The 5090-nt window shown below is 53.7% G+C and carries 2 protein-coding genes and 1 pseudogene; 2 read left to right on the top strand and 1 reads right to left on the bottom strand.

Going from position 1 to position 5090, the window contains the following annotated elements:
• Window positions 1-684 precede the first annotated feature (684 nt).
• On the bottom strand, window positions 685-2517 hold the full coding sequence (locus BSU04_RS43185; protein ID WP_089166297.1) for a rhamnan synthesis F family protein: 1833 nt from the start codon (window positions 2515-2517) through the stop codon (window positions 685-687).
• Between the two features lie 240 nt (window positions 2518-2757).
• Here BSU04_RS43185 and BSU04_RS43180 point away from each other — a divergent pair, with 240 nt between their 5' ends.
• Both BSU04_RS43180 and BSU04_RS43175 read left to right on the top strand, forming a co-directional pair.
• Window positions 2758-3894 carry an acyltransferase family protein gene (locus BSU04_RS43180; RefSeq protein WP_089166296.1) on the top strand — a complete coding sequence of 379 codons (1137 nt, stop codon included), beginning with the start codon at window positions 2758-2760 and terminating at the stop codon, window positions 3892-3894.
• 277 nt (window positions 3895-4171) lie between these two features.
• Window positions 4172-5090: pseudogene (locus tag BSU04_RS43175) on the top strand (IS66 family transposase); the annotation flags it as partial.

The raw sequence follows: 5090 nt of genomic DNA, 5'->3' as shown, positions 1-5090 counted from the left end.
TCGGTCTGGACGCTCTTGCGCATGCCGGTGAGCATCAATGCGATCAGTGCCGGCAAGGGCAATTTGCGACGACGTTGGAACGCCGTGGGATGCTCGGGATCGCAAGCAAGGTGACGAAACTGTTGAGTCTGAATATGGGCGGCGAGATCGGCAAACAGAGTGGGAAGAGACATGGGGCCAACGAAGATCAAAAAGATCCTCATTGGCCGCCACCCTGCTGGCGTCTAAAAAGACGCCAGCAGGGTGGCGGCCGCGCGAAGTTGGCTTCACGTCAAGCGCTTTTTAACTCGATTGAGTTCCGGCGCGGCAGCCGCGCTTAACTTGGGTGGATTGGGGGCACGCGAGCGCCCGAGTTCCGCAGCAGGATGATGCGGAGCATGACGCCGTGCGAGGCCGCAGCTTTTCAGGATTATAGTGTGCGCACAGCGCGCAACCGGAACGCCCGGGTCGTAATTCTGTTGATGAGTGATCCTTTACCACGCTTATCCGTTTGGCCGTTTCGATCGTCTCCACCAGCAGCTCCGCTCTTCATCGCCCATTTCACGGAGGCGCTTGACCCCAGGTTTTAGGCTCCCGAGGGAGGTTCAACAGTGGCTGCACAGCGGTTCCGACACAACGGCATTTTCGACTTTACGTCCCGATACCGTTGTATCGCACCCTGTTGAACAAAACTACGCCTTTGTGTTACTGAGCGGGCTCTTCCGAAGAGTCAAGTAGATCGTCCGGCGGACCGCCTGTAATCAAGGCTTCGCGGAGTTCGACCAAACCGGTTAGATAAGCGATCTTTTCTTTTGCGGTTCCCGCTGGAATCATCGCTGCCAGCTTGCTAAGTAGCTCCATCTGATCAAGCTGGTCGATGATATTTCCGGTTGGCAAATATGCCGTAAGTCGTTGGGCCTTATACTCAAGCTTCGTATAGTTGAATTCTGCCTGATCGGGCGTGAGCACGCACTGCGCTAGGTAACCGGCGTCGAGTACGCAATAGGCGAGGATGCGCTCCAGAAGCGCAGTCATTGTCTTATAGGATTCACCAGCGGTGACGCGAAGGCTTTCGTTCGTCCAGCTGCGTGCAAAGATCTTCCGCAGCGCTGCCGGGCGAACCCAGAACATGCGCCCCAAGGGAGCCAAAGGCGTGTGAGAGTCGAACGGCACCTGAATATCAAGCTGCGTTGCGACATACTTACAGTTGATATTCATGCCCCACCATGAATGGCCCAATGTGAACTGCGCCACATGTGCCAGCGGAGGCATCAACATTCCGAGGTCGGGCGCCTTCATCATTAAGCTGATTATTGAGTTGACGTGCGCACGATTGCTGACAAGATTTTCCAAGGAATGCTCTTGCTTATAAACCTCAACATTCTCATTTTTTGTCCTCAACGACTCGAAAACAAGCTTGCAAATTAAGTCGTATTGTCCGTTCCCGAACACATGCCGTTGTTGCACCAGCATTGCATCCATGTCATCGCACCCTTTGGGAAGAGTTACGAATTCGCAGGAATTGGGAAAACGAAGTTTATCGAACGCCAAGCGTATTTTTTCAGTCTCTCTTTCAGAAACCGTGGACACGTAAAGTGCGCAATTGTCGGGCAGACTACGAATGTAATCTATACGATTGAGCAATGCATCTGCGTCTATCGCATGTAAAAGCGCCGCCGTGCGAACTGCTTCATTTGAATTCTCGCTCACTGGGAAGAGCACATGCAGCCCAGATGTGTTGGTATAAAGATCGCGCGGAACTGACGTTCGCGTGATGTTTTTCCAGATCAGCGACAAGTCATAGGTTGAAGTGGCGCGGATTACATCGAGCGCTTTGTTGATATCGATCGCGTTTAAATCCATAAACACAGGATTATGAAAAAAAACTCGGCGCTTTAAAATTGGGCAACGGTTCTTTATCGCGGTATCAACATGGTGAAATATGGGATAGGGCGAGTCACTGTCCTCGTCCTTGACATACACGGAATGAATAAATCCAAGTTTTGCAAAATGCGCGGTGAACCGAGATTCATGCAGTAAGACAGAGTCGTTATAACTCTTGATCTCTGGCATGTCCTCCCAATACGCTCGGAAGTAGGGGGAGTTGAGAAGCTTTCGTCTCACTGCGATAAAATGCGACTGAATATGGTAAGGCAGCGCGACGCCATCCGCGAATGAACTTGCTATAGCCTTGTGAGCACTAATACCCCAGAAATCCAGCGCTCCTTCCTGCATTTCGTCGAACATTTCCGACCACGGAAAAAGCGGGCCATAGAACGTGTAATTCATCAAAATCACCTCGTCATATTTTCCGAGCCGTCGCCAGCCCACATGCAGAAGTGCCTCTCTATACGCCCAAACATCAAAACCTTCGTTTTTGCGGACGAGAACAGTCGCACCGATGCTCTCTAGCTTGGCGCGCCCCTCATCCGTTAGTTGGCCGTTTGCAACGACTAGCAGTTCGCATGAGTGCTCTGCGAGGGTTTTCAACTTGAAAGTAATGTAGTCGTCTACGAGGCCGTCAGGGTCGTAGAACATGTAAATTGCAAGACGTCTCACAAGACTCCTAAAGGCGTCGCGCGACGTTATGAACGTCGACGCAGTGGCGCAGTGCGTGTTATTGGGTCAGCCATATTTTGACACATGGCGGGGCGACGAGGATAGGGTTACCACCCGGCGTCACACCTTCAGCCGATGTTCCTGTGGACCATAAGCAGACCAGTTCATCAATTTGGTCGGGTATACTACGTCCTCACAATTGGCGGCGTCGGTTGAGGTATGGAAAGAAACAACGAACTTGAAGCACTACGTGCTGTCGGTATTATTTACGTACTCATTACTCATCTTGGTGTCTTCATGCCTTGGGATCCCAAATGGCAGCAGGTGCTTTTTTCTCACCTGCAGTTCTGGGGCGGCGTGGACCTGTTCTTTACGGTTTCGGGCTTTGTTATTATGCGCAGCCTGCTGCCGGTAATAGGTGTGACTAAGACAGAAAGATACTGGCAACAGATTGGCGCTTTTTGGGTACGAAGATTTTACCGCCTGGTTCCCGCGTCCTGGCTCTGGCTTTTTATCAGTATCATGCTCGCCATTTTCTATAATGAGCACGGGTCGTTTTCCTCGCCAGCATTAAATCTCATGGATACGGTTTCCCAGTTTTTCTATATGGCAAACTGGCATTCGTATTTCTGCGCTACCCAAGTCAGCTACTGCGGCATCAATGCGGCTTACTGGTCACTTTCACTTGAAGAGCAGTTTTATTTTATTCTGCCGATCGCGATTTTCTTCCTTAGAAAGCGGTTGTTCTGGTTGTGCTGCGCGTTGATCATGATTCAGTTTCCATTGTATCGTCCGATATTTTCCGCACTTTGGCTGACTCGGATCGACGCGGTGTTGTGGGGCGTCCTTATCGCGATTTTCTCCCAGTCCCCCTTGTACACACGATGGAAACCTGTAGCGCTGCGGTCGACTCCGTTCAGATTGTTGGTAACAGGCATGCTGCTGTTGTCCCTCGCGGTTCTTGCCCGGCAAGAAAGTATTCCGTTCTTCGTCGGTATGCTTGCGCTTTGCTCCGCTGTTATGGTTTGGCTTGCATCTTATGACGAGGGCCTGATGTTTCGCTGGGTTCGCCACAGCCGGGTCATTCAATGGATAGGATCGCGCTCGTATTCCATTTATCTTGCACACCCCATCATGTTTCTGGTCGCCGTGGAATATTGTAAGGACAGATCTGGTGGCGCGGTCGGAGCGAACGACACGTTTCGGATTCTCGTCGGCGGGCTGCTCTTAAGCGGCATCGGGGCGGAACTTTGCTACCGGTTTATCGAGACTCCGTTCCGGCTGAAAGGACGCGCGATTGCGATTCGTATGACATCGGAGCCACGCGTAATAGCAGAGACGACCGTCTCGCCTTGATGAGTCCCTTTTTGGTTCGTGCGGGCTAGTCGCCTTCGGGCGACTCAAACCGAAGCACTGGGGCTGATTAGATCCAGGGATAAAGGCACGTTAGCTTAGTCCACCCTGAACAATCGCAAAAGCCATTACTGGCGGGAGTTTAAGGGCGAAACCGGATTGCTGGAATTGCAGGATATTGGCATATTAACGTTTGGAATCCCTGCAAATTCTGACGAAGTCCAAATGGGTCCGAAAGCACGTGTGACTGGTCGGCAAACTGGAGCGCGAGAACATCAATTTGCGACGCCAGGTGGCCTGGTTTCAGCGTCAGATCTTCGGCCAGAAAAGCGAGAAGCGCCATCCTGATCCAGAAGGTGTTCAGGGTATTCTTGGCGTGGGTTTCGACGCCATTCCCGAGACGCCGCTGCCGGCTAAGAAAGCGGTGGTGGCCGGCCACGAGCGCGAGCGCAAGACCAAGCCGGTTGGCGCCGACGAATCGAGTTTGTTCTTCGATGAGAAGCGTGTGCCGGTGGAAGTGATTGCCGTCCCCAACCCGGACATGGAATTGCTCAAGCCCGATCAGTACGAAGTGATTGGCGAGAAAGTCACGCACCGCCTGGCGCAGCGTCCCGGCAGCTATGTCGTGCTCAAGTACGTGCGCCCCCTGATCAAGCGGAAAGACACGCAGGCGCTCTCGTGCCCGCCGGCCCCTGTCGGCGTGATCGAGGGCAGCCGAGCCGACGTCAGCTTCGTCGTTGGCATGGTGATCGACAAATTCGACTACCACTTGCCGCTGTACCGCCAGCACCGCCGACTCGATGATGCCGGGATCAAGGTCAGCCGGCCGTGGCTGACCCAACTGATGCAATCGAGCGTGGCGCTGCTCGAACCGGTCTACGATGCACAGCTCGATTCGATACGTGCCAGCCGTGTCAAGGCGATGGACGAAGTGCCGATCAAGGCCGGTCGGGCGAATCCGGGCAAGATGAAGACCACCTATTTCTGGCCGATCTACGGCGAGCGCGACGAGATTTGCTTCACGCACTCGCCAAGCCGCGCTGGCCAGCATGTGCGCGACATGCTCGGGCTGTCGCCGCCGGAGGACGCCGTGCTTCTAAGCGACGGCTACGCCGCCTATGCCAGTTACGCCAAACAGGTCGGGCTGACGCATGCGCAGTGCTGGGCGCACGCGCGCAGGGAGGTGTTCGAAGCAAAGG

Origin of the sequence: Caballeronia sordidicola, assembly GCF_002220365.1 — a bacterium.
Taxonomy (GTDB): Bacteria; Pseudomonadota; Gammaproteobacteria; order Burkholderiales; family Burkholderiaceae; genus Caballeronia; species Caballeronia sordidicola_C.
Note: the sequence above shows the minus strand (reverse complement) of the source record. Positions and strands in the feature narration are given on the sequence as shown.

Coding starts and splice junctions, on each gene's coding strand:
- BSU04_RS43180 (WP_089166296.1), top strand. CDS start 2,758: ATGGAAAGAAACAACGAACTTGAAGCACTACGTGCTGTCGGTATTATT.
- BSU04_RS43185 (WP_089166297.1), bottom strand. CDS start 2,517: ATGTTCTACGACCCTGACGGCCTCGTAGACGACTACATTACTTTCAAG.